General features: G+C 40.0%; 28 protein-coding genes and 1 other RNA gene. 21 read left to right on the top strand and 8 right to left on the bottom strand.

The genetic code is table 11. The annotated features are described in order from the left end of the window. The first annotated feature begins 18 nt into the window (after positions 1-18). The 3 genes from AC0VYV_RS07430 to AC0VYV_RS07440 all read left to right on the top strand — a co-directional run bounded on the left by AC0VYV_RS07430 (position 19) and on the right by AC0VYV_RS07440 (position 2,480). Entirely contained in the window at positions 19-1,218 is a 1,200-nt protein-coding gene (locus tag AC0VYV_RS07430; RefSeq protein ID WP_475374707.1) for an alanyl-tRNA editing protein, read from the top strand. A 184-nt stretch (positions 1,219-1,402) separates the two neighbouring features. Next, positions 1,403-1,729 (top strand): PadR family transcriptional regulator, encoded by a 327-nt coding sequence (locus AC0VYV_RS07435; RefSeq protein ID WP_430241381.1) that lies wholly within the window; start codon positions 1,403-1,405, stop codon positions 1,727-1,729. Positions 1,730-1,733: 4 nt separating this feature from the next. Further along, the gene (locus tag AC0VYV_RS07440; protein WP_475374708.1) at positions 1,734-2,480 is read left to right on the top strand and encodes a DUF1129 family protein; all 747 of its coding nucleotides are present in this window, start codon (positions 1,734-1,736) and stop codon (positions 2,478-2,480) included. An 89-nt stretch (positions 2,481-2,569) separates the two neighbouring features. Here AC0VYV_RS07440 and AC0VYV_RS07445 read toward each other — a convergent pair whose 3' ends face one another. Further along, positions 2,570-3,559: a DMT family transporter gene (locus tag AC0VYV_RS07445; RefSeq protein ID WP_475374709.1), complete on the bottom strand. Its 990-nt coding sequence runs from the start codon at positions 3,557-3,559 to the stop codon at positions 2,570-2,572. A 165-nt stretch (positions 3,560-3,724) separates the two neighbouring features. Here AC0VYV_RS07445 and AC0VYV_RS07450 point away from each other — a divergent pair, with 165 nt between their 5' ends. Then, complete coding sequence (locus AC0VYV_RS07450; protein WP_475369047.1) at positions 3,725-4,252, top strand: helix-turn-helix domain-containing protein; 528 nt, start codon at positions 3,725-3,727, stop codon at positions 4,250-4,252. Between the two features lie 38 nt (positions 4,253-4,290). On the opposite strand, the gene AC0VYV_RS07455 is transcribed toward AC0VYV_RS07450, so the two are convergent. Further along, positions 4,291-5,742, bottom strand: a complete 1,452-nt coding sequence (locus tag AC0VYV_RS07455) for a SulP family inorganic anion transporter (protein WP_283152483.1) — start codon at positions 5,740-5,742, stop codon at positions 4,291-4,293. Positions 5,743-6,098: 356 nt separating this feature from the next. Between AC0VYV_RS07455 and AC0VYV_RS07460 the strand changes: the two genes are divergently transcribed. Continuing rightward, complete coding sequence (locus AC0VYV_RS07460; RefSeq protein ID WP_098442909.1) at positions 6,099-6,296, top strand: helix-turn-helix domain-containing protein; 198 nt, start codon at positions 6,099-6,101, stop codon at positions 6,294-6,296. 66 nt (positions 6,297-6,362) lie between these two features. Here the strand turns inward: AC0VYV_RS07460 and AC0VYV_RS07465 are convergent, their stop codons facing one another. After that, the gene (locus tag AC0VYV_RS07465; RefSeq protein ID WP_475368770.1) at positions 6,363-7,703 is read right to left on the bottom strand and encodes a sugar porter family MFS transporter; all 1,341 of its coding nucleotides are present in this window, start codon (positions 7,701-7,703) and stop codon (positions 6,363-6,365) included. Between the two features lie 194 nt (positions 7,704-7,897). Here AC0VYV_RS07465 and AC0VYV_RS07470 point away from each other — a divergent pair, with 194 nt between their 5' ends. The 3 genes from AC0VYV_RS07470 (at position 7,898) to AC0VYV_RS07480 (ending at position 10,366) form a co-directional block, all read left to right on the top strand. Next, complete coding sequence (locus AC0VYV_RS07470) at positions 7,898-8,518, top strand: TetR/AcrR family transcriptional regulator (RefSeq protein WP_194220975.1); 621 nt, start codon at positions 7,898-7,900, stop codon at positions 8,516-8,518. Between the two features lie 44 nt (positions 8,519-8,562). Further along, on the top strand, positions 8,563-10,005 hold the full coding sequence (locus AC0VYV_RS07475) for a DHA2 family efflux MFS transporter permease subunit (protein ID WP_475374710.1): 1,443 nt from the start codon (positions 8,563-8,565) through the stop codon (positions 10,003-10,005). A gap of 196 nt (positions 10,006-10,201) precedes the next feature. After that, positions 10,202-10,366: a glycine zipper domain-containing protein gene (locus tag AC0VYV_RS07480; protein ID WP_430241371.1), complete on the top strand. Its 165-nt coding sequence runs from the start codon at positions 10,202-10,204 to the stop codon at positions 10,364-10,366. Between the two features lie 49 nt (positions 10,367-10,415). Here AC0VYV_RS07480 and AC0VYV_RS07485 read toward each other — a convergent pair whose 3' ends face one another. Continuing rightward, a complete protein-coding gene (locus AC0VYV_RS07485) occupies positions 10,416-11,159 on the bottom strand; it encodes a MerR family transcriptional regulator (protein WP_475367042.1) in 744 nt (247 codons plus the stop codon). Positions 11,160-11,422: 263 nt separating this feature from the next. Between AC0VYV_RS07485 and AC0VYV_RS07490 the strand changes: the two genes are divergently transcribed. From AC0VYV_RS07490 to AC0VYV_RS07505, 4 genes are all read left to right on the top strand, one after another. After that, positions 11,423-12,328: an alpha/beta fold hydrolase gene (locus AC0VYV_RS07490; protein WP_475367043.1), complete on the top strand. Its 906-nt coding sequence runs from the start codon at positions 11,423-11,425 to the stop codon at positions 12,326-12,328. Positions 12,329-12,362: 34 nt separating this feature from the next. Continuing rightward, on the top strand, positions 12,363-12,920 hold the full coding sequence (locus AC0VYV_RS07495) for a maltose acetyltransferase domain-containing protein (RefSeq protein ID WP_475374711.1): 558 nt from the start codon (positions 12,363-12,365) through the stop codon (positions 12,918-12,920). Positions 12,921-13,230: 310 nt separating this feature from the next. Next, positions 13,231-14,355, top strand: a complete 1,125-nt coding sequence (locus AC0VYV_RS07500; RefSeq protein WP_475368773.1) for a histidine kinase N-terminal domain-containing protein — start codon at positions 13,231-13,233, stop codon at positions 14,353-14,355. A gap of 78 nt (positions 14,356-14,433) precedes the next feature. Next, entirely contained in the window at positions 14,434-14,664 is a 231-nt protein-coding gene (locus AC0VYV_RS07505) for a hypothetical protein (RefSeq protein ID WP_475367046.1), read from the top strand. 517 nt (positions 14,665-15,181) lie between these two features. On the opposite strand, the gene AC0VYV_RS07510 is transcribed toward AC0VYV_RS07505, so the two are convergent. Continuing rightward, the gene (locus tag AC0VYV_RS07510) at positions 15,182-15,358 is read right to left on the bottom strand and encodes a hypothetical protein (protein WP_194220982.1); all 177 of its coding nucleotides are present in this window, start codon (positions 15,356-15,358) and stop codon (positions 15,182-15,184) included. 381 nt (positions 15,359-15,739) lie between these two features. On the opposite strand from AC0VYV_RS07510, the gene AC0VYV_RS07515 reads away from it, so the two are divergent. The 4 genes from AC0VYV_RS07515 to asnB all read left to right on the top strand — a co-directional run bounded on the left by AC0VYV_RS07515 (position 15,740) and on the right by asnB (position 20,080). Continuing rightward, a complete protein-coding gene (locus tag AC0VYV_RS07515; protein WP_475368775.1) occupies positions 15,740-16,222 on the top strand; it encodes a DinB family protein in 483 nt (160 codons plus the stop codon). A gap of 165 nt (positions 16,223-16,387) precedes the next feature. After that, positions 16,388-16,993, top strand: coding sequence for a peroxiredoxin (locus AC0VYV_RS07520; protein WP_475367048.1), 606 nt, complete (start codon positions 16,388-16,390; stop codon positions 16,991-16,993). 190 nt (positions 16,994-17,183) lie between these two features. Further along, positions 17,184-17,744 (top strand): class I SAM-dependent methyltransferase, encoded by a 561-nt coding sequence (locus AC0VYV_RS07525; protein ID WP_430242405.1) that lies wholly within the window; start codon positions 17,184-17,186, stop codon positions 17,742-17,744. Between the two features lie 428 nt (positions 17,745-18,172). After that, positions 18,173-20,080, top strand: coding sequence for an asparagine synthase (glutamine-hydrolyzing) (gene asnB, locus AC0VYV_RS07530; RefSeq protein WP_475369048.1), 1,908 nt, complete (start codon positions 18,173-18,175; stop codon positions 20,078-20,080). A gap of 56 nt (positions 20,081-20,136) precedes the next feature. On the opposite strand, the gene AC0VYV_RS07535 is transcribed toward asnB, so the two are convergent. Continuing rightward, positions 20,137-21,522, bottom strand: a complete 1,386-nt coding sequence (locus AC0VYV_RS07535; RefSeq protein WP_283152468.1) for a DUF2254 domain-containing protein — start codon at positions 21,520-21,522, stop codon at positions 20,137-20,139. Between the two features lie 223 nt (positions 21,523-21,745). Here AC0VYV_RS07535 and AC0VYV_RS07540 point away from each other — a divergent pair, with 223 nt between their 5' ends. The 5 genes from AC0VYV_RS07540 to ssrS all read left to right on the top strand — a co-directional run bounded on the left by AC0VYV_RS07540 (position 21,746) and on the right by ssrS (position 24,391). Beyond that, the gene (locus tag AC0VYV_RS07540) at positions 21,746-22,210 is read left to right on the top strand and encodes a CBO0543 family protein (protein WP_475367050.1); all 465 of its coding nucleotides are present in this window, start codon (positions 21,746-21,748) and stop codon (positions 22,208-22,210) included. Between the two features lie 84 nt (positions 22,211-22,294). Next, on the top strand, positions 22,295-22,618 hold the full coding sequence (locus tag AC0VYV_RS07545) for a DUF3889 domain-containing protein (protein ID WP_475374712.1): 324 nt from the start codon (positions 22,295-22,297) through the stop codon (positions 22,616-22,618). 131 nt (positions 22,619-22,749) lie between these two features. Continuing rightward, positions 22,750-23,049, top strand: a complete 300-nt coding sequence (locus AC0VYV_RS07550; RefSeq protein ID WP_475368778.1) for a hypothetical protein — start codon at positions 22,750-22,752, stop codon at positions 23,047-23,049. A gap of 129 nt (positions 23,050-23,178) precedes the next feature. Beyond that, on the top strand, positions 23,179-24,093 hold the full coding sequence (locus tag AC0VYV_RS07555) for an AEC family transporter (protein ID WP_475374713.1): 915 nt from the start codon (positions 23,179-23,181) through the stop codon (positions 24,091-24,093). A 114-nt stretch (positions 24,094-24,207) separates the two neighbouring features. Beyond that, positions 24,208-24,391: non-coding RNA, 6S RNA (ssrS, locus tag AC0VYV_RS07560), on the top strand. 149 nt (positions 24,392-24,540) lie between these two features. Here the strand turns inward: ssrS and splB are convergent. Both splB and AC0VYV_RS07570 read right to left on the bottom strand, forming a co-directional pair. Continuing rightward, on the bottom strand, positions 24,541-25,569 hold the full coding sequence (gene splB / locus AC0VYV_RS07565; RefSeq protein WP_475367054.1) for a spore photoproduct lyase: 1,029 nt from the start codon (positions 25,567-25,569) through the stop codon (positions 24,541-24,543). An 11-nt stretch (positions 25,570-25,580) separates the two neighbouring features. Further along, a complete protein-coding gene (locus AC0VYV_RS07570) occupies positions 25,581-25,841 on the bottom strand; it encodes a transcriptional regulator SplA domain-containing protein (RefSeq protein WP_475368779.1) in 261 nt (86 codons plus the stop codon). Positions 25,842-25,898: the final 57 nt, after the last annotated feature.

Below are 25,898 nucleotides of genomic sequence, written 5' to 3' on the forward strand. Positions count from 1 at the left end.
AGAAAGAAGTGAAATGCAATGACGACTAAATTATTCTATCAAGACCCATACATAACAACCTTTACCGCTGAAAAGTGGGAGCAGTTCACAGATGATGCGAATCGCTCTTACGTTGTTCTAGATCAAACGGCTTTTTATCCAACTGGTGGAGGTCAGCCATATGATAGTGGAACGCTTAATGGTGTACAGGTTCTTGATGTAGAAGAGGTAGATGGAGAAGTCCGTCACTATGTTGACGGCAAGCTTCCTGAGGCAGAACATATTCACGGAAATATCAACTGGCCTCGAAGGTTTGATCACATGCAACAGCATGCAGGGCAGCACATCCTTTCGGCAGCTTTTGAAGACCAACTTGGATATAGTACGGTGAGCTTTCATCTAGGTCAGGAAGTTTGTACGATCGACCTTAACGTTGCCACTCTTGATGATGATGAAGTTAGAGCAGCTGAAAAATTTGCGAATAACGTTGTTCAGCAGAACTTGCCGATTGAAACGAAGTGGGTAAGCGAAGAGGAGCTGGCGAATTATACCCTTCGAAAGCAGCTAGCCGTCTCGGAAGACATCCGTCTTGTAATGATTCCAGACGTAGACTATAGCGGATGCGGAGGGACACACCCTTCTTCGACAGGCCAGGTACAGGCAGTATCTATTTTGAAAATAGAAAAGCAAAAAAAACAAACGCGCATCCATTTTGTCTGTGGCGAGCGAGTAACTGATGAACTTCGGAAGAAACAGGGTATCATCCTTGGACTCACGAACGCTCTTAGCGTTCCTCAATCAGATTTAGTAGAAGCGGCAGAACGAGTGCTCCTTCAGTCGAAAGAATATGAAAAAACGATTGAAGAGCTAAATGAAAAACTACTTTCTTATGAAGGAAAGGAATTACTTCATGGTGCTGATACCATTCATGACCAAAAAGTCGTGCAGATGATTTCCAAACAACATGGAATGAAAGAACTGCAAAAGCTAGCGAAGATGGTGCTGAAAGAAGATCCACATGTGATCGTCTTTTTCATAAGTGAGGCAGAAGATAAGCTGCAAATTGTTTGTGGAAGAGGAGAAGCTTTATCTTATGATATGAACCTTTCTTTAAAAGAAGTTCTTCCATTCATTAATGGAAAAGGTGGAGGAAAGAAAGACTTTGCGCAAGGCGGGGGAGAACCGGTTCGTTCTGCAGAAGAGGTTTTGATTGAACTTGTGAAAGTTACGCTACATTAAAAAACGAGCGCCCCTAAGCATTACTGGGGCGTTTTTTCTATTTTGGTAAAAATATGAATATAACTCTTGTCATACAAGATAGCTTAGCATATACTACGTATATACCTTGCTTTGCAAGATAGCTGGGTGATTTCTATAACTCTTGTATAACAAGAGTTATAGATTGGAAAGATTGGTGAAGCACATGCAAACAACTCAAATGTTAAAAGGAATCATTGATGGCTGTATTTTATCGATTATTAGTGAAGGAGAAGTATACGGATATGAGCTTGCCTCAAAGCTTGATCATTATGGCTTTGAAGCATTTAGTGAAGGGACAATTTACCCTATCCTTATCCGTTTACAGAAAGATCAGCTCATACAGTCAACGTTAAAGAAATCAACAGCAGGACCGAAACGAAAGTACTACGCGTTAACGAAAAAGGGAGAAGAAGAATTGAAAAGTTTTCAGAAACGGTGGATTCATTTAAGCACAACGGTCAATCAGATTTTAAACAAGGAGAGTGAATGAGGAGATGACGAAAGAAAGCGAGAAATTTATTCAAGATATGCGTGTTTATCTGATTACGAAAGGAGTAGATGAAGAGGAAATCGATCGCTTCTTAATGGAAGCAGAAGATCACTTGATGGAGGGGGAACGCGACGGAAAGACAGCGAAAGATATCTTTGGAAAGGATCCGAAAGCTTACGCAAAAGAATTGATTGATTCGATGGATCAGTCGCCACATGATAATCGGAAATTAATTGCGCGTATGATTGCAGGAGTTTTTGGTATCTTTTTAGTATCACAGTTTATAGATGGGAATACATCATTTTCACTAATTGAAATCATCGGTTATCCTATTTCAACGATTGTATGGTTGGTTGCTCTTATAGGGGCCCTTCGGATGAGTTCTTTCCATACAGGTGTAAAGAGCTTTCTGATTGTTTATGGCATCGTTATGGTCCCGATGATTTTCACCGTAGGGGTTACGGTTCTTCACATAGAATTTGGGAGAGACATATTGTTTCTCAGTCAACCAGTTGCTTTAACTGTAGGCGGTATCATTATAATTGGTCTAATTGCTAATTTTAATTCTCTTATTGGTTTGTTATCGAGTCTTGTCTTAATGCTGATTCTTTTTGGAGCTCAGCTGCTGTTTAGTTTGCTTCATTTGGAAGGTTTTGCATGGGAGATGGGGGCTTATGTAATTAGCGTCGTTGGGCTTATCGTGATGATGAGTCTTCGGAAGCAATTACCTAAGACGATCATAAAGGGATAGAGAGTTTGAAGAGAAAAAGTACATGACACTTCATAAAATGACCAATCATTAGGAAATGACTGGTCATTTTATTTTAGTAGGAAGCTTTTCTAAACCGTTTTCTGTTGATCTACTTGTCGATGGTCGGGAGTGCTGGATACGTTCAGCTTTTTAACATTAAAGCTATGAAGAACGATGCCGACAATAATGAGGGCAATGCCAACCCATGCGATGTCGGTAGGAAGTGGGCTCGATAGAAGCAGTCCCTCTCCTGCGATCACAAACAATACCTGAGTTGACTGAGTCGCTTCAACAGAGGCAAGCTTTCCCTGGTGAAGTCTCACGCGGTCTGTTGCGATAAAAAATAATGTTGTGGCAATAACGCCTGAACAGGTGGCAACGATCAGCGATTGAGTGAGCTGTTCTCCTGAAGGAAGGCCAACCTTATTCCAGGCGATAACACTTAAAATAATCCAGAACGGAGTGCTCCCAAGCGTCATGCCTAACACTCGTTGAAAGGTATCGAGTCGTCCATCACAAAGCTCCATCATCTTTCGGTTTCCGAGTGGATAAGCAATTGCCGCAAAAAGGACAGGAAGAACGCCAACCATCACTTCGTTTACAGTCATTTCATTTGCTTTTTGCCACTGAATTAACATGACACCAGCAAGAATCACGATGGAAATAAGGAGGGCTTTTTTTTGAATGCGGTGCCGTTTTTTTATCGATCCACTAGACGTTTGAACGGTTGAGTAAAAAAGAGGAGCTACGAGAATTCCCCCTACGATCGTCATTTGCCACGTTCCTGCCACTAGCCACCCTGCGCCATAAGCGGCAGCATAGGTTAAAGGGGCATAAAATAAAACGAATCCAACAAAACTCCAGAGTAACCACTGAAAAGGGTTCCTTCGCATTTCAATAAAAACTTGTTTCATATTCCGTCTAACGAGTACAATTAATAGAAGAAAAGGAATCATGAAAAGGAAGCGGAGGGAGGAGCTCCACATCCAGCTTCCTCCGGCTAACTCCATTGAACGATTCAAAATAAATGTAACTGCAAAAAACATTGAGGCGAGAATACCGATCGCAATTTCCCTCATATTACTTAAACACGCCCTTTGTTAAGTATAGTATATTATGTTTTGTGTATATTATAATATACTATAGGGTGTGGTGGAAATATACAAGAGAAAGATAATGGAGAGGATTTATTAGTGGATGAAAAAAAGATAACAGCTGCAGAAAAGCTTGCTCAGCAGGTTGGTATGACGTTAAGAGCCATTCGAAAAAAACGTGAGATAAGCTTGCAGGATCTAGCAACGTTAACAGACGTGAGTAAGCTTACGTTAGGTAAAATTGAGAGAGGAGAGGCGAATCCTTCTTTAACGGTGATATGGAAAATAGCGAATGGTCTTTCCATCCCGATCTCAAGTCTACTAGCAGAAAAGGAAGAAGTCGTCATTTCAAGGAAAAATGAGGGCAATAAAGTATTGAGTTCAAATGAAGCTTTAACGTTAGAACCCATGTTTACAGATAGTGGCTATGGCTCTCTTGAAACGCACCGTGCTTTTTTAGAACCTATGGGAGAGTATTACGCAGATGCTCATCAAGAAGGGGTCATTGAGTATGTAACAGTGATGGAAGGAAAGGCAACTGTACAAGTTCAGGAACAAACGTATGAATTAAATACGTATGATTCGATTAAGTTTAGAGCGGATCAGAAGCATGGTTACTTAAATCTTCACAGCGAAGGTGCTGTCTTACATTTCGTTATGATCTATACAAACGCATAACATAGAAAAAAGCCACAGCAGTGGCTTTTTTCTTGCGCTTATTTATTATAAACAGCTAAGCGGTCGATAAGCTGTGAACTTTCCTGGTTAACACCAGTCACTTTCACATCGATCTCGTTTTGTCTGAATTTCATGATGGCTTTATCAACGGCGCCAACACCTGAGTCATCCCAAACGTGAGCATCTGATAAATCAATCTCGACCGTTTTAATACCTTCTTCTTTATAATTAAAGCTATTCACAAAGTCAGTAACAGATGCAAAGAACAGCTGACCATGAATGTGGTAAATCTTTTTCTCCGCGTATTCGTCGATCTTTTCTTCAACGCGTACTTTTGAAATCTTAGAAGCGAAGAATAAAGCACTTAGAATAACACCGGCAAGTACACCTTTTGATAAATCATGCGTTGTGACAACAGTAATGACGGTAACGACCATCACGGCTGCGTCAGATCGCGGCATTTTATGAAGATTTTTAATGGATGACCAATCGAATGTTCCAATGGATACCATAATCATAACGCCAACTAGAGCTGCCATAGGTATTTTAACGAGTAAATCGTTTAATACTAAGATCAGAATCATTAAGAAAACGCCGGCAACGAAAGTGGATAAGCGTCCACGTCCACCTGATTTCACGTTAATAACGGATTGTCCAATCATCGCACAACCAGCCATTCCTCCGAAAAATCCGGCTACAACGTTCGCCATGCCCTGACCTTTTGCTTCTTTATTCTTATTGCTATCTGTATCTGTTAAATCATCAACGATTTGTGCTGTTAAGAATGTCTCAAGTAAACCAACAACTGCTAGAGCCATTGAATATGGGAAAATAATCGCTAATGTTTCAAAGTTCAATGGAATACTTGGAATTAGAAATAATGGTAATGCTTGCGTTAATTCACCCATATCCCCAACCGTTCGAACGCCACTACTAGTTGTAATCGCAACAATTGTAATCACAACGATCGCAATGAGTGGTGATGGAACAGCTTTCGTGAATCGTGGAACGATATAAATAATTGCAAGAGCACCTGCTACCATCAAGTACATTGGCCATGATTCACCAACGAAATGCGGCAGTTGAGAAGTGAAAATCAAAATCGCAAGTGAGTTCACAAACCCAATCATAACGGAGCGTGGTACGAACTTCATAAAGCGAGCAAGCTTAAACACGCCAAGGAAGAATTGAATAACCCCTGTTAAGATCGTTGCTGCAAGTAAATATTGTAGTCCATGATCCGCTACAAGCGTCACCATTAGAAGCGCCATGGCTCCTGTTGCTGCAGAAATCATTCCTGGTCTACCACCAACAAATGAAATTACTACGGCGATACAAAAGCTCGCATATAATCCAACCATCGGATCTACGCCTGCGATAATGGAAAAGGCAATCGCTTCTGGTATTAAGGCAAGTGCGACAACGATTCCGGCGAGGGTATCGTTTTTCACATTGCCAAACCAATCTTGTTTAATAGAAGATAAGTTCAATGTTGCACCTCTTTCTAAATCTAGTATTGTGATGACTCCTAACTCTCATAGAAGTCGGGTCCGTTTACAACAAGATGAAGTTTAGCATAGAATCTATGAAAATGGAAATGAGGATGTAAGCGAAAATCATACGGTAAAAACTTTAATTTACTCTTATTTACTCTCGAATACGCGTGCGTTTAATTTTGATAATTTAATAGTAGAACACTAAAAGCGGATGATTCATTCATCTTTTGATCTAATTTAACCTAATTTGATATAACCTGTTATAATGAGTTATCGTATTAATAGAGTTTGGGTCCATAAGTGGAAGAACTTTGTTAGAATAGGGTGATAGATTGATAAGGAGCGATAACATGAGTCAGGATAATGAGCATCATGATATTATGACGATCTCTCAAGTGGCGAAATATTTTCAAATTAGTGAGATGACCACATATAAATTAGTTCAGGATGGCAAAATCCCGGCGTTTAAGATTGGCAGTCACTGGCGTATTCAAAAATCTGATCTTACCGAATTAATTAAAAAGCTTAAGAATGGTGAGCGGATATAACGGAGACGTTGCTCAAAAAGAAGACCCGCTGATCCAATGTGGATGAGCGGGTTCTGTATGCTTGTATTACGTTGAAGCTTTTCCTCGGAGGTCATTTTCAATATCTTCAAGGCTTCTTCCTTTTGTTTCTGGTACATATTTCATGACAAAGAAGAAGGCAAAGACACCGATAATGGCAAAGATTACGAATACCCATGCTGTTCCGAGCGCTGAGAGTAGAACAGGAAAGAATAAGGAAACAACTAAATTCGATGCTGATAGAAGAAGTGTTGTAAATCCAGTCGCTGCACCACGGGCTTTATTAGGGAAAAGTTCCGGTAGCATAACCCAAACAACTGGGCCCCAAGTGGCGGAGAAAAAGATGATAAAGAGCCCAAGAAAGATGACGGTTAGCCAGGCAATTGTCGTTGTAAGTTCTGCTGTAAAGAGAATCGTTGCAAGAATAATTAAGCTTAACGACATCCCGATATTTCCTAGTAGCAACAGTTTTTTTCGACCTAGCTTATCAATCGTAGCGATCGCTACAAGCGTCATCAACACATTCATGATTCCTATTCCAAGCGTTCCGAGAATAGAAGCTGAATCTCCAAGACCAGCTTTAGTGAAAATGGTTGGTGCGTAGTAGATCACCGCATTAATACCAATAAGCTGCTGGAAGATGGCGATACCGCTTCCGACAAGAAGCATTGGACGTATCCATTTGGATTTAAGTACATCCCACGTGCTTTCCTCAGTTTCCTCAATTTTTTTCATTTGCTTCATTTCTTCATCTATTTCACTTTGTTCTCGCGTTAATGCCATCACTTTTCTGGCCTCTTCTTCACGGTTGCGCTTAATGAGCCAGCGCGGACTTTCAGGCATAAAGAGAACACCGATCATTAATACGAGCGCTGGAACGGAAGCAAGACCAAGCATCCAACGCCATCCCTCAATTGGTGCAAATGCATAGTTAATGAGGTAAGCGAGCACAATTCCAATCGTGATCATTAACTGATTAAGCGATGCTAGTGCGCCCCTTGACCTTGTTGGAGCCATTTCTGATAAGTAGACTGGTACAATCGCTGTCGAACCACCAACAGCAAGTCCAAGTATGATGCGGCCTATAATGAGAACGGCTGCGTTAGGAGAAAGAGCTAAGACGAGTGAACCAATCAGGTAAATGAGTGCGATTGCAAAAACGACGCGCCTCCGTCCAAATCTATCAGATACATACCCACTCATTCCGGCACCTACAATAGCCCCGCCTAATAATGAACTAACGACAACCCCTTGTAGAAAATCGGATAGGGGAATATCATGTTCAATAAATAATAAGGCACCGGAAATAACTCCTGTGTCATATCCGTACAGTAAGCCTCCGAGAGCCCCGAAGAAGAAAATCCATCCCTTGCTAATGTTTCTGTTCATCACAGTAACCACCTTTGCATAACATTATTCCTAAAAAATAGTTTCCACTCTTTTTTTGAAAGCAAACATTATCATTTAATAGAGTGTGCTGCTTATTTATGGAGTTCACTTTTCTTGACATGTGACACTGTGTCACATATAGTAGGTTTGGCGATATGACACGGTGTCATAATTTTAGTGGTAGGTGATTCAATGTGCCAAAAGCAACCTTTTTTAATTTGAAAGAAGAGAAAAAGCAAATACTAATTGATGCAGCAAAAAAAGAGTTTTCTAGAGTATCGCTCTATGATGCATCGATTTCAAATATCTTGAAAACCGCAGGTATACCAAGAGGGAGCTTTTATCAATATTTTGAGGATAAAGAAGATGCTTTCTTTTATTTATTAAATGAACATGCAAGAGAACGTCATGAACATTTAATTGCCAATCTAAAGAAGTTTGAAGGAGATCTCTTCAAAGCAATTAGTGAGATCTTTAGATCTACATTAGAGCATTCAGAGGATACTGGTCAGAGGGACTTTATTCGAAATGTACTGCTTAATATGAACTATAAGATTGAGAATACGTTCTCGCAGTATTTAACCGAGGATGTAACAAACCATCGCTATGATGACATTTATGACCTCGTTGATCATGAGAACTTAAATGTTTCAAGTAGGAAAGAGGTGTTTCATATTATGCAGATTTTAACAGCCGTTACGTTTCATAATTTGATTCACAGTATCTCTAATAACTTATCGATTCCAGATGCGATGGCAAAATACCAGACTGAGCTTAGACTTCTTCAATCCGGTCTACTTCGAACACCTTCCTGAAGGACATCGGGAAAATAGAGAATCATTGAGAAAGAAGGGAGAACATGAACGACACTAAACAATCATCAGAAGGAATCGGTTCTTTTAATAAAGTACCGCTCTTAATCGTGCTATTGTCAGGTGCATTTGCAGCGATTCTAAATCAAACGCTGCTTGCGACGGCATTGCCACATATCATGGTCGATCTAGACTTGGAGGCAAGTACAGCCCAGTGGTTAACCTCGATTTTCATGCTAGTTAATGGCGTGATGATTCCAATTACAGCTTTTCTAATAGGTAAATTCACAACAAGAACACTATTCTTAACCGCGATGGGGCTATTTGCGGTTGGTACAGCTATTTGCGCCGTTGCCCCGAACTTTCCACTCTTGATGGTAGGGCGTATCATCCAGGCATCTGGAGCCGGGATTATCATTCCGCTTATGCAAACGATCCTCTTTTTAATTTTCCCTGTTGAAAAAAGGGGTACAGCGATGGGGATGTTTGGGCTTGTGATTTCCTTTGCACCAGCGATTGGGCCGACTTTATCAGGCTGGCTTGTGGAGCAATACCCGTGGAGAAGTTTGTTTTATGTGATCCTGCCGATCGTGATTATTGACTTCTTTATTGCGTATTTGATTTTGAAAAACGTGACAGAGCAAACGAATCCGAAGCTAGATATTCTATCGATCGTTCTTTCATCGTTAGGTTTCGGTGGATTATTGTATGGGTTCAGTAGTGCTGGTACAAACGGATGGGGAAGTGAACAGGTGATTATCGCCATGCTCATCGGTAGTGTGACATTGTGCTGGTTCATCTTACGTCAGTTAAAACTCAAGCAGCCTGTGCTTCAATTTAGAGTGTTTCAATATAAGCTATTCACATTAACAACTGTGCTTGGGATGGTTGTCTTTATTGCCATGATCGGCGCTGCGACTGTTCTGCCGCTTCTTATGCAGAATATGCTTGGATTCACCGCATTTGAATCAGGATTAATGCTATTGCCAGGGGCTCTGATTATGGGCTTTATGAACCCGATTACTGGTAGGATATTCGATAAATTTGGAGCAAAGTGGCTTGCGATCATTGGTTTGATTATCGTAACGGTGACGACATTTATGTTCACAAATTTAACAGCAGAAACGACGTTCGCTTATTTAGCTATTGTGAATGCGATCAGAATGTTTGGGGTAGCGATGGTGATGATGCCAGTTACAACGGCAGGATTAAATCAGCTTCCTGCTCACCTCATTCCACACGGCACAGCAATGAACAATACAATGCGTCAAGTTTCAGGGGCAGTTGGAACCGCGCTACTCGTAACTGTGATGTCTCAGGCAGCTCAGCCATCACGTGGAGTTGAGGGTCTTGTACATGGCGTTAACGTTTCCTTTATCGTAGCAGGTATTTCAGCTATTATTGGACTTGTTTTAGCTTTGTTTATTCGAAAACCGAAAGCTACTAATGAAGATTCTGTTCAGAAAAGCAAAGTGGCTACTGAAAATTAAAGCAAATAGCTAGCGAATTAAATTATGCAAACATTATTCTAAGAAATGAGAATTGCCCTCTAGAAGAAACTCTTCCTAATATAAATAGGAAGAGTTTCTTTTGTGAGAGGAAACCGTCTGGCTGTCCCGAAAGATGTAACCTTTTTCCCGCTCATTCGTAAAGAGTAAGACAATCCCTTAATAAGGAGAGATATTTGTGAGTAAACCAAAAAGTGAAAGCAGGATGGGTTTAGGCGTTGGTCTTGGAATAGCAATTGGAGCAGGAGTAGGTGTCGCCTTGGATAATATTCCACTTGGACTTGGTGTTGGAATCGCCCTTGGGGTTGGGTTTGGTTCTACTAAAGGAAAAAAGAATGATTAAGAAAAGAGCTCAACTTCTTAAGAGGTTGAGCTCACCTGTTTGGTGATTTCTACTTGTGTTGATCAGCATACACTTTCATGGCATCTCGCATAAAAAGCGCGAGACCTTCTCCATATTGATCAATATTTTTCGTGAAGCGCTCATCGTCTACATACATTTGACCAAGTCCTTCAAACGCTTCAAGCGTATAACGGTATCCGAAATTTCCATTGAGAAATTCATACCAATCGTGAATCGCTTTCTGCGCTTCATCTGCTTCCGGTGAACCCTTTCTAAGATCAGCCAGTCTTTTATAAATGGAATCAAATGAGTGACCGAGCGCATTTTTTTCGTCCTTTGATAAGCTGTTGATCTTTTGCTTAGAACGATTGATGGCTTCATCTCCATAACGCTCGCGTGCCTCTTGTTCATATGGGTTCTGGCTAAAATCGAATCCAGCAAATCTCTCTTGATCTGTCATTGATCTTTCTCCTTTCACATTTTGGATCGTTTTATCAATCATGGTGATCATCTTATCCAGACGTTGTTTTTTTTCATGCAGAATTTCTTTTTGATAGTTGAGCGCTTCCATTCGATCAAAATCAGGTTCCTCTAGAATGGTTTTGATTTTCTTCAGCGAGAAATCAAGTGCTCTAAAAAAGAGAATTTGCTGAAGCTTCTCAAGATCGTCCTTCGAATAAAGACGGTAACCAGCTTCTGTAGTAGCTGGTGTTAAAAGTCCGATTTCATCGTAGTAATGAAGGGTTCGAACGCTGACTCCAGTTAATTCCGCTACTTCTTTTACTCGTTTCATCTGCTAAATGTCCCCCTTTCAAATTTAACTTTAGTGGATAACGCAACGTAAGGGTCAAGAGGTAAGAAGAATTCATTTATGATCTTTTCAATTTCAGTGTTTTCCTTCTATTCTGAGCGTTCTTTTTAATTTCATCAAATTCCCAACTAAAAATGTTATTATTTAGGGGAGATAGCAAGCTTTACTGTAGGGAAAGAAAATAATTGTTAGTGCTGTTCACCTTCTCATCCATTTTGCGATAGGACAACCACAAGGAGGGGCTTATGCAGGAGAAGTCGATGGTTTTAAGTGATGGAAGAAAACTTGGCTATTGGAAGTATGGCGATCCTACTGGTATACCGATTATGCTTTTTCATGGAACACCAGGGTCACGCATCTGGTTTTTAGAAGATGATGAACTAGCCAAAGCGATGGGGATTTACTTAATTTCAACAGATCGACCGGGTTATGGGCTCTCCACTTTTCAAAAAAATAGAACGATCCTTGATTGGGCTGTGGATGTAGAGGAGCTCGCTACGCATATTGGTTTAAGGCATTTCTCTGTCTTGGGTGTTTCTGGAGGAGGTCCATTCGCTGCGGCATGCGCTTATGCATTGCCTGAACGAATCCAAAATACAGCTCTTGTTTCTTCAGCTACGCCATTTAAAAAAGGTAGAGCCCCAAAGGAAATGGCGAAAGAAAATCGGATTGCCTTTTTTTTATCAAAGTATTTTCCTTGGCTCATTAAGAAAGCGAATTTAGCTCAAAAGAAAATGCTTGAAAGTCATCCACATAAGTATCGAAATGCTATGTTAGCTGGGAATCATCGTCATCTTTCTGAGTGGGACCGTGCCTTTTTGAGAGAAGAGGCTCTTGTGGAAACAGGACTATATCACGCGAAGGAAGCTTATAGACAGGGTGTAGAAGGAGTCATCTATGAAACGAATCTCTTATCGAAAGATTGGGGATTTGAGATTAGCGAGATTAAAGGGCCGTTAAGATTTTGGCACGGAGAGAAAGATACGTTATCACCTGTAAATGAAGTTCGTAAACTAGCGAAACGAGGACCTTTAATAGAGATGACCCTCATTCCGAACGGAGGTCATTTTCTCACAGAGAATGAAGATTTATGGGCGGATATGTTATTTTATTTAAAAAATTGGACTGTGAACACAACGGTTTTATCGTGAATAACCATTCTTAGAGGAGATAGGAGCGAGTTATATGAGGTCAGAAAAAGAAAAAATGATCAGGGGAGAATATTATCGACCAGAGGATGAGCAATTGCAGAAAGATCGTCTTCATGCACGCAAAATAACTAGGTTATTCAATCAAACAATAGAGACAGATATAGAAGTTAGAACGCGGTTATTGAAGGGGTTCTTTGGTTCTACGAAAGAAAATCTCTATATTGAACCGACTTTTAAGTGTGATTATGGTTACAACATTCACGTAGGAGAGAACTTTTTTGCGAATTTCGACTGCGTGTTTCTCGATATTTGTGAAATACGCTTTGGTGACAATTGCATGCTAGCACCAGGTGTCCATATATATGCAGCAACACATCCGCTAGATCCGACGGAACGCAATTCGGGTCAAGAATATGGAAAGCCGGTTTTCATTGGAGACAACGTATGGATTGGTGGAGGCGCCATCATTAATCCGGGCGTTACAATCGGAAACAATGCTGTTATTGCTTCAGGTGCTGTAGTTGTGAAAGATGTGCCGGAGAATGTCGTGGTTGGTGGGAATCCAGCGAGGGTAATCAAAGAAATCGAATAGGTAAGAGTATCAGTAAAGCGCTTTATTTTGCATGTGAGAGTTGTAAGACAATCACCAATACTACATGCATTGAATACCTTTTAACGACTTGTTTTACGACAGTTGTAGAGATATTCACTTTTGGCTTATATCGTTCGAATTACTTTTATAGGAAAGAAGAAGAGAGATTTTCTTTCATTGATTGACGATCTTTATCCACCAATAATAGATTATCTCTCTACAATGCATCTATAAAATACCCTCTATTTACTGTTATACTTGAAAATATAACCATGAATCACCGACTAAGGCAGGAAGGGGTGAAGGAAGTATGGCTGTTCGAGAGCAACTACTAGACTATCTCGATCATAATCTTGAAAGCTATCTTATCAAATGGAAAGAAAAAATACGGATTTCTAAGACAGACATACACCGAGATAAAGTGGAAGCCAATGGTATTCTCATGTATCGTCTTGTTCAACAAAATATAAAAGAGCCAATTGCTCATGAGAAGATTGTGACACTTGCGCACAAAGTAGCGGTTGAGCGAGCGGAAGCGAATGTAAACATAGGAGATTTTATTTATAACGTGAATGCTGGAAGAAGCGTTCTCATGAAGCATATAACGTATTCTAAAGTGAATGTGAATGATCTTCAGAACACTCTTGACTCCATAAATGATTTATTTGATCTGTTTTCTTATCATGCCGTAACCGAATATACAAAGCTGAAGGAAAATGAATTGCAGGAAAAGATTTCTTTTATAGATGAAACCCATCAGGAGAAGCTTTCCATCCTGGGCCAGATGTCTTCTAGTTTCGTTCATGAGTTCAGGAATCCCCTTACAGCCATTATAGGATTTGTGAAGCTTCTACAAAGAGAGTATCCCGATATGAAATATGTTGAAGTGATCGATCATGAGCTGCAACAGCTAAACTTTCGCATTGCTCAATTTCTGCATGTCTCCAAAAAGGAGATTGATAGCGGACAGGAAGAGTGGCTGGAGGTTAAGGGTCTGTTTGACTCGATTATTGCCTTCATTTATCCGAGTATTATTGATATTGATGTGCGAATTGTTAATGAATTTCCAGCGAATCTTTCTGTATATGGACAGCAAGATAAACTACGACAAGTATTCTTGAATATTCTTATGAACTCGTTAGATGCTCTTAAAGCTGAAGGTTCTCCTCGCCTAATACGGATCACGGGAGAACAAGCAGAAGGAATGTTAACCATTCGCATCACAAATAATGGACCAAAAATTTCAGACAAAACCCTGGATCGCATTTTTGAACCCTTTTATACGACAAAAGAACTTGGCACGGGCATCGGATTGTATGTGTGTCAAAAGATCATTCAGAATCACCACGGGGAAATAAACTGTCATTCTAGTGAAGAAGAAACGACATTCACGATTCGCTTACCGTTTGTTGAGAAAAAGGATGCGATAAAGTAACCCCTTAAAAATTGCTTTCTGATCAAGAAGCCTACTATAATGTGGGCAAGCAACATCTTGATGTAAGGAGTGAGAAGAATGATTACTAAAAACGCGGGAACGCTGAGTAAAGCCTATTTTAAATCTTATATGGAGCTCGTGATGAGTGCGAGAGAATGTTCATTGGAAGAAGCGAAAGGTTATGCGTTTGAGCAGCTTTTTCAAAATAATGAACAGGCAAATGGGCCTGAAACATACGAGAAGTTTAAAATGGCTTACGCAGAGCTGTTGGATAAAGTGTCTGCTGAGGAAACTGATACATTAAAATGAAAATGGATTGGGATTAAATAGAGGCTTAGTGAAGTCTCTTTTTTATTCCCTTTATTAATGATAGGGGGCATAGAATTGTTTGGATGGGAATACGTTCCTGATTGGTTCCCCTGGTTTGCGGGCGTTGTGGTCTTGCTGTTTGTTTTATTAAGTGAATGGTGGATTAGAAGATAATATAAGAAAGGACAGGGGAGATTGAACTGCCCCTGTCCTTTCGGTGTTGTTTCATTAGGCTCCAGCGCTTGTCGGACCTACCGGGCGCTTGCGCTTTTCTGATCTAGCTCCAGCGCCCAGGTCCTCGAGTCGCTTCGCCTTTTACTCTGAACACAAAGGGCGTGTTCAAATTAAAAGGCTCCAGCGCTTGTCGGACCTACCGGGCGCTTGCGCTTTTCTGATCTAGCTCCAGCGCCCAGGTCCTCGAGTCGCTTCGCCTTTTACTCTGAACACAAAGGGCGTGTTCAAATTAAAAGGCTCCAGCGCTTGTCGGACCTAACCGGGCGCTTGCGCTTTTCTTTTATTAAAGCATTTTATATTCTTCGTGTCTTACGACGATTCGTTTTGATTCGTCTTCTGAGTATTCTTCCCATTCGGCTACAATCGTATTGTTTAGTAAGCTAACGACTTTAGCTTTTCGGTTATCGATTTCGACTAGACTTCCGATTTCAGGGAGAATGATTTCCTGTTCTTCCTCCATGTAAATCCCTCTTTTCCATTTAAACTGATTTATATAATAACATAATTCATATAGGATGCCTAACGATCTGAAAAAATCAATTGTATTTTTGTTGAAAAACCACTTTGGGGTTGATAAGCCTCGATAAATACAAGAAATATCGAGCTTAATCGCCAAGTTTCGCGAAATCCTCCGTTACAGCTAACATAGCTAAGAGGAAAGAAGGTTTTGTGTTTTAGCATATGAAGAGATGTATTAGCATAGAGTGATGTATAGCCTATTCTCTCCCCCCTCTTTGTGAGGGGTATTTTTGTTTTCTGAACGTTTCTCACTTTATTTGCTCAAGAATGAGGTGTAAAATGAATGAAGTAAAGAATGAATACATATTCAGGAGGTTATTTGATGTTTCGATCACTTGAAGATTTTGTACGAACATGGGAACGTGAGACGACTCAAACAGTTAAACTAATGGATCATCTAACAGATGAATCTCTTTCACAGCAAGTAGCGCCAGATCATTTTACACTTGAAAAGCTAGGTGTTCACTTGTCACAAGCGATTACTTATATGATGTCGAGTGCTGGGCTCGATCTTCAACCGATGAAGGAACGTGAATCCTTTAAGGCAGAAGAAATCTCAGCTTTGTATAAAAAAACTGCTGAAGAGTTCGTGAGCACTCTTCAGGAGCAGTGGAATGATGAGAAGCTAACAGAAACAACCACATTCTTTGGCAGTGAGACAACTTACGGAACGATTCTTCTTCTCTTGCTCCAACATCAGACGCATCATCGAGGACAAATGACAGTGCTTATGCGCCAGGCTGGTCTTACTGTACCTGGAATGGTCGGACCATCTCGTGAAGAATGGGCAGCAATGAAAGGGTAAACCTTTAAATGAAAGAGACTTTCTTTAGTAAAAAGAAAGTCTCTTTTTCTATGATATAAAACGCTTTAAGTGAACGGTTATGATCGTTAGGGATTAGAGGAATAAAAGAAACAGACAAATGGACAGCCTCTTGTACATATACTGCCTGTGAAAAGAGGTGGGGACGTGGAGCATGAAGAGCAGCAATTTTATCAACGACTAAACTGCGCACAAACAACAGACAAGGCGCCATTATTTCGTGCTGAGGCCTTTGATCCGATTCAAAAAGAAATAAAGAGAATCAGCTTAGAGGATTACCGGGAGAAATGGGTCATTCTTTTTTTCTATTCTAGCGACTTTACGTTTGTCTGACCGACAGAATTAGCAGCGGTCGCTGCTATTTATCCTGAGCTTCAGGCTATGAATACGGTAGTCTTAGGAATTAGTACAGATAGCGTTTACGCACATAAGGTTTTCACCGAAGTATCCCCGGCTGCATCGAAAGTGAATTATTTGCTTGTGAGTGATCGAAATCATAAAATCAGTCGAGATTACCGTGTATTAAATGAAAATGCGGGTGCTACCTATCGAGGAACGATTATTATTAACCCAAAAGGTGTGATCGTCTCAAAAATGGTTTATCCTGTTGAGGTAGGTAGAAATGCATATGAGATTCTAAGACTAATTCAGGCACTTCAATATAATGAGAAGACAGGAAAAAGCGTTCAAGCCAATTGGGTACCTGGTCAGCAAGGGATCAATCGGAACGCAACTTATATAGGAAGAGTATAGAGCTACGGTTTACCGTAGTTTATTTTTTCGCGGTTTTCCCATCTAACTATTGAATTCTTGGTATCATCATAAATAGAGTTCCTTTTAAGGGTAGGAATGGTCATAACTATCGGACTTTTGATCAAGGAAGGCAGGATGATTCATTATTAATCCAACCAAACAATCAAAGATATTCGACAAGCACGCAAAGATGTATGAGAAAAGAAGAAAGAAAACAACCATAGATACAAAATTTCGAAAGAAACTTTTAGCTAAAGCGAGTGGTGATGTTTTGGAATTATCGGTGGGAACAGGAACGAATTTCCCACTATACCCTAACATTCATTCACTAACAGCAGTTGATTTTAGTGAAGAGATGGTTCGCTATGCAAGAGAGGCTGCAAAAGAAACGCAGTATCCCTGTACGATCGTCGAGGAAGATGTAGAAATGGTTGATTTCAAAGAAAATACCTTTGATACGGTCGTCTCTACCTTATCTATGTGCTCCTATCCTCATCCCAACGTTGTATTGGAGCAAATGGCGAAGTGGTGTAAACCAGGTGGACAAGTATTACTGTTTGAACACGGAATAAGTTCGAATCGCATAGTTTCACATCTTCAAAGGAAGTTTGATCCAATAGTATCAGAAAAAATCGGATGTCACCTTGATCGGAATATAGTCCAACTTGTAGAAAATTCTAGTCTTCGTGTGACAGCAGTGGAAAGCCATTTATTGGGTATATTTCATCTCGTTTTTGCAACAATAGAATGATAAGTAAACCTCTCTCTGAGCTACATAATGAGAGAGGTTTTTTTCTATAGATTTTATTCAATTCCTCTAATTTTGTCGAAAGTTGACTTCTTTTCGGATTAGCTTTCGAATTGAAAGTGGAGTGTGATTTAATAGAAGGGATCACTTCCAATTAATTTCCTAGATAAGACGAATGACTTCTTTCCACTAATTGATAACAACCTACTTCTCCTACTACCTCTCAAATAAAGAAAGCTACCGCATTTATAAATCAGATGAAACATTTAACAAGTTGAAATCGTTTAATAGATTGATTCTTTTTGAATAAATTGACATATACTGTCATAAAAACAGTCGATCTAACGAATTTTTATAACGATAAGGTTACGGTTAGATTACAACCATGTTACAATGGGAGTGTTAATTCAAACGAAAGTGTGGCTACAACTATGTGTGGTTTTGTTGGAGTGTTACGTACAGAACCAGGAAAATCGGACCGTTACGATCATTCGGATTTTGTGAAAAGGAATCAAATTATTACACACAGAGGACCAGATGACGAAGGTTATTATACAGATGAATCGATTTCTCTTGGTTTTAGAAGGCTTAGTATTATTGACCTTGAAAGTGGGCATCAGCCTTATCATTACGAAAATAAGCGATATTGGATGGTTTTCAATGGGGAAGTTTATAATTATGTAGAACTTCGTGAACAGTTGAAGAGAGAAGGTTACACGTTTGACACGGAATCGGATACAGAAGTGGTTCTTACGTTATTTGTACATAAAGGGGAGAAGGCGTTCGCTGACTTAAGAGGAATGTTTTCGATTCTTATTTGGGACAAGCTAGAAAAGAAATTAGTGGGCGCACGCGATCCTTTTGGAATTAAACCCCTTTACTATATGCAGAATGATGAGGAGCTGATTTTTGCTTCAGAGAAAAAAAGTATTACAATGATAGAAGAATTCGAAGCCGTGAATCCTTCTGCTCTTCAACATTATTTAAGTTTTCAATATGTACCAGAACCGCTAACGATGACGGAAGGAATAAAGAAGCTTGAGCCTGGTCATTATTTTGTTAAAAAGCATCATGAGCCCATGGTGATGAGACGCTATTTCCATGCGACATTTAAACCGATCACGACAGAACGAAATTGGGTGAAGGACATTCAGAATGTTCTTTATGATTCCGTTAATGTTCACATGCGAAGTGATGTCCCAGTTGGCTCGTTTTTGTCTGGGGGGATAGATTCTTCCATTATCGTTTCGATGGCCAAGAAATTTAATCCTCAAATTAAAACATTTTCTGTTGGCTTTGAACGAGACGGATATTCAGAAGTTGATGTTGCCAAAGAAACAGCTGATAAGCTGGACGTTCCAAATTATTCTTACATGATTTCTGCAAAAGAGTATGTTCAAAAGTTACCAAAAATCATGTGGCATATGGATGATCCACTTGCTGATCCAGCTTGTGTTCCGCTTTATTTTGTTGCAAGAGAAGCACGGAAGCATGTAACGGTTGTCCTCTCAGGTGAAGGGGCAGACGAGCTCTTTGGTGGATACAACATATACCGCGAGCCCGATGCGCTCCGTCTTTTCAAGCCTATGCCGGTAATGATGAAAAAAATGGTAAATCGCGTTGCTCAAGTTTTTCCTGAAGGAATGCGAGGAAAGAGCTTTCTTGAGCGTGGATCCACACCGCTCTCAGAGAGATATATTGGAAATGCGAAGATGTTCGAAGAAAGTGAAAAGAAAGAGCTTTTAACGACTTATTATCAAAACGAGCATTATCAAAAGATCACAAAACCGTTCTATAAGAATGTGAAGAAAGATAATCTAGTGAATCAAATGCAATATGTTGATATTCAAACGTGGTTACGAGGAGACATTCTTTTAAAAGCGGATAAGATGACAATGGCAAATGCGTTAGAACTTCGTGTGCCGTTTCTTGATAAAGAAGTGTTCCGAGTAGCACGTGAAATTCCAGTTTGTGAAAAAATTGCAGATGGCACAACAAAATCAATTCTTCGTAAGGCGGCACGAGGTGTTGTGCCAGACCATGTTCTTGACCGAAAAAAACTTGGTTTTCCTGTGCCGATACGTCATTGGCTAAGGCAAGAATTGTACGAATGGGCGAAGCAGCTTATTCATGTGAGTGAAACAGATTATTTGATTGATAAATCACTTGTGATGAGACTTCTTGAAGCGCATAAAGCTGGAAAAGGTGATTACGCAAGGAAAATTTGGACCGTGCTAATCTTTATGCTCTGGCACCAAATATTTGTTGAAGGCGTGTATTCCTTTGAAGAGCTTCAGCAGGAAGATGAAATTGTAAGCAAAGTAGCAACATATCGCTAAATAAAAAAGGTGACCTCTGGAGGTCACCTTTTTTATATGAATTTTGGTTTGTATCCTTACGAGTGCCGTTGTTCAATTTGGATTAAACGTTTCTCAATGGGCTTGTAATCTTCCTGATGCCCTGTAAATACAGCGAGATCATAGAGACGCTGCAGGAGATAATCTCGATCAAGATCATAGATGAATTCTTTTGGAATGTGATCCATTGAATTTTTGGCGAAGTTCCATACAACATCCAGTTTGTCCTTACTAATGGATTGTGAAACCATGCTAAGTGCTGAAATGATTTCCGTAATGATTGGATAGTTATCACCGGCGTAGTGTCTTAAGTACCCAAATCCTCGATATAGGTAATAACTGAAATCTTCAGCATCCATCACAACTCTTACTTGTTTTTCATGATCGGCAAGGTACGGCGTGAAGGTAATGTCTCGTTCCACTTCAAGAAGGAGGTCAGCCATTTGATGAATAATGGTGATTGAAGTTTGGGGGTCATCGTTACCGAGTGATTTCACACCAATTTCTGATAGCTTGGTCATCCCCATCTTTAGGTCCTGAATCTCTGTTTCTTTATAACCTAATTCAATAAAGCTGCAATATTTTTCTGGGTTAACTCGTTCAGCCCCGGCACCCCAATATGAGAAGAAGCGGTTACCTTCTAGAACATAATCTCCTACTTTGTTATGGAGTTTAATAATGACTTGGTCTTTCCGAGCTTCGTCAATCATCGTTTTGAAATCAATGAGCTGAATATAGCCAGATTTAGGAGCTGTAATAAGCGTTTCGGTCTCCCGTTCTTTTTCCATTAAATCTCCTGGTTCTTCAGCACGGAATTGTTCGAGATCGTTTCGAAGCGTTTCTCTTACAATGGAAATGGATTCTTCCTTCATGTTTGTAGCTATATTGTGTACTTGCATCCAACTCGTAGCGTGGTTAATAAAGAAAATAAATGTCACAACGGTTATAAATGCGAGTAGTACGGTCATGCCGGGTATGGCTACAAAATATTCGTCTTCTTTGCTCGTAATAAATAAGAAAATGACGAGAACATAAACAAAGCTACCGTGGAATATTCCAATGAAGTGCTGTGTCGTTCGGTCAGCAACGAAGTTAAGAAGCATTCTAGGTGAGAATTGCCCGCTGAACGTTGTGAGAACAACGAGTAACGAGTTGAGTGTAAAGGCGCTAAGAGTTAAAATACCGCCTATGAGGGCACTAATTAGCAATCGTGTTGGCTGAGCTGTTGTGCGAAACATCTCAGGCGCATATCTAGATAGTTCAAAAACTAAATCAAAATAAAGTGTGACAGCTACAAATACAAAGGCTCCTAAAATGTATAAGCCAGGCATATACCAAAGCGTGGCCTGAAGTTCATGCTTTCGAATGCGTTTAGACATTTCGAAATATTTTCGTAGCTGCCATGGTAATAATTTTTTTATCATGGCAAGGGGCTCCCTTCAATTTCATCACTAACACTTTAGGATTCCCCTAAGAGTGCGGCGTTAAACCGTGTGAGCAGGAATTCCTTTCTTTTTTTTATATCTGGTTCAAAGGATGGGTATGATGTTCCAAGGGATAAACCTTGTCCCTCGTTCAACTGTGAATATGAAGATGGGATAGAGGAGATAGTAATAGAATAGAGGATTAAATTGAAGGTGATGAATCATGATATCAGAAGTATCAATACTGTGGATTTTAATTGGTATTGGTGTTCTTTTGTTTGCTTACAGTCTTAGAAAGCCGCCAATAAAGGAATGGCTTCTCTTCTTTTTGTTAACTGGCTATTTGTCATCGATTATTGGTGTCATTGTGGTTGAAGAGAATTTGCTTTCCTATCCAGTGAACTTGTTTAATACGCATTTCGATTCCAGTTTTACATATGAATATATCTTATTTCCTGTATTAGGCGTTTACTATTATCAGAGTACTTATCGATCTGGATGGATCGGTTTTATCATGAAGGCTGCTGTTTATTCTTCTATTATTACCATTGTGGAATACTTTTTAGAAAGATACACCAACCTTATACACTATATAAGCTGGACTTGGATGTATACATTTATCAGTACAATCTTTGTGTTAGTGCTCATCCGTATGATTGTCAAGTTCCTGCCACCCGTTAAAAATTAGCGAAGGGATTTAACTGGTATGTGCATGATTAGAAGGAAAGGAATGAATACTATCTTCAGAGTAAACTGAATGGAGGTAGTTACTTTGTTAAATAAACTGATTGCCGTCTTAGGAATAACTTTCATACTCTTTGTTCCGATCGCACAAGTTGGAGCTGAACCACCTTCTTATGCGAAGTGGGGGAAAACAGCGATTCAAGAGACGAGTCAAAGGTATCCCGATCAACAAATTACAGACTACAGATATGATGGGAAGGTTTTTATATCCGATGTTCGAGAGCAATACGATTTTGAATTTAAGTTAAAGGAAAATGGACATTCAAGGGAAATTAGAGTCTATGTCCTCGTTAACCCTAAGAAGGACCAGTTAATCGATGTGAAATATGATGAGATTGAAGAATTTCAATAATCGTAATGAAAAGGTCAGCCATACCGGCTGGCTTTTTGTTGTGTTTTTAGGAAAAAAGGAATTTAGCGAGTTAAATCGAATGATATATGAATACAGAGAGGGTTATTTATTGAGAAGAGGAGAGGAAGACCATGAACATTATTAAGCGTAAAACAGATGTTGAGACGTTGTTGAAGAATTTTGAGCAAATTGCTGAATTTGACCAAATAGGTCAAAAACATTACTTCGTTTTTGACGATACAGAAAAAGAAGGACAGTGTACGGTCATGAAATATCAAGGTGCTTCATTTTCCGTGCATTGCAAAGGAGCCTCTTATTGTGATGATCAGGAAAAGTATTTAGATGATCGTGCACTAATAGGTTTCTTATGGAAGCGACGTAAGGCCGTTAACATGATTCTTCGAGAAGCACTTAAGGAAAAGGTTTCTTAACAACCGCAGCTTCAATCGTGTGGAATCATCTAGGAACTCTTTCGAATAAGCATCCGTCCTGAAGAAATGCTCTCTTTCATGTAAACTGTATACGTAGATAAAATGCAGTACTGAATTGAGGGACTCTTTGTGATTGGTGTATTTATTAAAATTATTGTACCCGTGTTCATTCTCATTGGCATCGGTGTTTTACTGCATCGTATTTTTCAATTTGATTTGTACACACTTGCGAAAGTAAATATTTATTTCATTGTGCCAGGCTTTATTTTCTTGAAACTGTATGAAACAGCTTTTTCGCTATCGTTGTTTTTATCGGTGCTTACTTTTTTTAGTTTGTTAATTGTGATTTTATATGTTGTTTCTTATTTAATTAGCCGTTTATTCGGCTATAGTAGAAGTGTACGCGCATCGTTTACAAACAGCATCTTATTCTACAATTCAGGAAACTATGGCGTACCGGTAAATGATCTTGTCTTTAAGCATGATCCGTTTGCTATGTCGATTCAAGTTATCATCTTAACGTTTCAAAACATTCTCACGTTCTCGTGGGGAATCTTTTCTTTAAAGACGGTAGAAGGAAATAAATTAAATGCGCTTCTTGGGTATTTTAAAATGCCTGTTTTATATGCGATGGTTCTTGGAGTCGGATTTAATTTACTCCATGTAGAACTGCCTGAATTTGTATTAATTCCTGCAGGGTACATTGGTGATTCGATGGTGGCAATCGCTTTGTTAACGTTAGGAGCTCAGGTGGCCCAGCTTCGGTTCGCTAAAAATTTATCTGTTGTTTATGTAAGCTTAATGCTACGTCTGTTGCTTGGACCTGCCATTGCACTGGGGATTATTTTTGTACTAGGTATTGACGGGATTACGGCCCAAGCGTTATTGATATCATCAGCCATGCCGACAGCCGTCAACAGTGCTATTATTGCTCAAGAATATGAAAATGAGCCGGAACTCTCTGCACAGATTGTACTTGCTTCAACCGTTCTCAGCATGATCACAGTCACGGCTGTAATTTCATTAAGTCGCTGGTTGTTTTAGATGGACTGGTACTCTTTTGTCCTACTATTTAAAGGGAGAAAGTGTACGGAACTGGAAATCGCAACCATTGATTTTTAGTAAACGAAGGTGTAGAGTATAGTCATAAGCAATACCCATTTCCTGCAACGCACGTTAACAACGGTTGTCTCAAACCGATGCTAGTTTTCCGGGAACTCTAAATCCAGTTGCTAATAACAAGCCGGCCTTCTGAGCGGGACGTTAAAGGTAGCTGTGCGGGTACCCACCTGCTTTTACGCGGGCTTTGAGACACTTATAGTGACGACGAAGCGGGGTTGGGTTTAAATTTGCTTATTTTTTCTTTTTAAATTAAATGGTGCTGTACATATAAAAGGCATGGAAGCGACTTCGCTTCCATGCCTTTTTTGAGTATTGGTGTTTCGACAACGTTCGAGTTAAAACGGGCGGTGCCTGTCACCGCCTAAGACCTTACGTGAAATACTCTAGCTTTGCATTTGGAAAGAACTTATCTATATAGCTTCCGAATGTGTCTTTCATGTCCTGCTGCTGATCCTTCTGATAAACGTACTTTCCAATACCATATTTCCCCCATTTATAAAGGCGATCTTCTTCTTCCATTTCAAGCTTAGACATTGGGTAATTTTTTTGAATAACGCGCTTAGCTGGTTTTGTGAATCGATGCTGGATGAGTTCAAATGTTAAGTCTTTCGTTGCGCTCTTAGGAAGTTTGGCTTCTAACTTCTCAAATAGAGTCAGATAGCCCTGCTTCCAATCATCGTACAAATAGATAGGCGCGATGATGAAGCCCAGTGGGTAGCCTGCTTCAGCGACTTTAGCGGCTGCTTCGATGCGCTCATCAAGTCTGGAAGTTCCGGGTTCTAGAAATTTAATAACGTAATCCGCATTCATACTGAAGCGGAACCTTGTTCTTCCCTGATGATTCGCATCTAGTAGATGATCCACATGTGCAAATTTCGTCACAAATCGAAGACGTCCATGATCAGATTTTCCAAAGTATTCAATCGCACGTTTCAATGTATGCGTTAAGTGGTCAATGCCAACGATGTCCGATGTACAGGATGCTTCAAATCGGGTAGGTTCAGGTGCTCGTTCTTGCATGTACTTTTCTGCAGCATCAAAAATATCATCTGTATTTACATACGTGCGTATGTAGGGTTTGCTGCCCATCGTTGTTTGGAGATAGCAATAATGACAGTGCCCCATACAACCAGTTGCAAAAGGGATCGCATATTCCGCGGAAGGTTTAGACGTATCAAATTTCAACGTTTTCCTTACCCCAACGACGAGAGTAGATTTAGCGACTCGATATTGCTGGAAGTGATTATCCCCAGGAAGGTTTCGTACTTGATTGTGTGATGTTGTTTCCCTAATCTCAATATCCATTTTAGAGAACTTCTCGTGTAGTTCCCGTCCAAGTGGATATTCTAACGCTCGTGGTTCCATGTAGACGAGCTGTGGTACAAAGGGTTTGACCAATGGAAGCCCTCCTATTCTATGGATCCAAAGTATGTGGCATAGGCCTGTTCAGCTTCTGCTTCTGAATGATAGATCGCCATATCAGAATCAAGCGGGTAGTATGTTTCATACAAAAATAAGGCAAGCTTACCAGGTTCATCAGGATCGTTCACAACGGCTGCTTCCTGAATGTTAGCCACGCTGTACGTATGAGGATTGCGGTACATCACATAGACAACATCACCTGCTTGGTAGTCTTGTCCTGACTCGTAATTGGAATCGTGCAAGTCCATTCTTTATCACTCCTTCAAGTTCTTCTTCCTCATTGTTCCACAAGAGTGACATTTCCT

This window comes from Anaerobacillus sp. QJM3NY_17 (assembly GCF_056173665.1).